Here is a 1,061-nt window from a genome sequence, read left to right on the forward strand (position 1 = left end):
ATTGCAAGCAACGTCCTCAGCGTCCGCCTGCAGAATCTCGTCGACAAGGGGATCTTCGAGGTCCAAGAGAGCGCGCTCGGCAACTCGCACGAGTATGTCCTGACGGAGAAAGGCCGCGACTTCCACGCCGTCTTGTCCGCACTGCGACAGTGGGGGCAGAAGTACCTCTTCGACGACGGGGACGAGATGACTCGCGTGGTCGAACGCGCAACCGGGAAGCCACCCGCAGAGATGGTGCTGACATCACAAGGCGGACGCCCCCTTATGCTCGAGGACGTCACGCTCGCGCCGATCACCGTGAACCGGCACGCTGAGACCTGACCAATAGAGCACCGATTCGCACCAGAGTCGGTCCGTTCACACGAAAGGGGCCTGATTCCGTGGAGCACCGGACCGCAATCGTTCACGATTCGACATCCAGGACAACAACCTTCAAATGAGCGCACGATTGCGCCCCACTCGCTAGGGCGACGTCGCCGTCGAATCCTGGGACTACGGCGTCGAGAAATCGTGGTTGCAAGGTATGGTCCGACGAATTCGATTGGCGTGCAATGTAATCGAAAACAGTCAGGTGTCGCTGTAACAAAGTCGAAATCGACGGCACCCCGATCCACTATCTCCACGTCCCGAGGCCCCCGACTGCCGGAAGCCCGAATGACGGATGCCGTCGCCCCCATAGCCTGAGACGACCGGTCATCTATGTTGAGGCGCACGGTTCAACGGTATATTGAGGCGCACGGCTCAACGGCCCGACCGGAACCTCGGTCGGACTCGGGCGCTTCGGCGCGCAGGACTTATCGCATGAAGGAAGTGTCATGGCGACCTACCGAGCATCCGAGGTCACAGGGTCGCGCAAGTTTGAGCTGGTGGAGCGGGAGGTGTCGGAGCCTCCACCGGGAGATGTACGTCTGCGGGTCGAGGCCTGCGGAATCTGCCACTCCGACGTCGTGGCCGTCGAGGGGATGCGCCCCGATCCGTCCTCGCCGGTGGTTCCGGGGCATGAGGCGGTCGGCGTGATCGACGCGGTCGGCCCTGGCGTGCGGACCTGGCGGGTCGGTGAC

General features: G+C 62.7%; 2 protein-coding genes. Both read left to right on the forward strand.

Annotation, left to right across the window (positions count from 1 at the left end):
* Positions 1 to 321, forward strand: a 321-nt coding sequence (locus ACFWJO_RS40825) for a winged helix-turn-helix transcriptional regulator (RefSeq protein ID WP_386873463.1), incomplete at its 5' end; no start/stop codon positions are given.
* A gap of 494 nt (positions 322 to 815) precedes the next feature.
* Positions 816 to 1,061, forward strand: a 246-nt coding sequence (locus ACFWJO_RS40830) for an alcohol dehydrogenase catalytic domain-containing protein (protein ID WP_386873465.1), incomplete at its 3' end; no start/stop codon positions are given.

It is taken from the genome of Streptomyces sp. NPDC127092 (genome assembly GCF_042722475.1).
GTDB lineage: Bacteria > Actinomycetota > Actinomycetes > Streptomycetales > Streptomycetaceae > Streptomyces.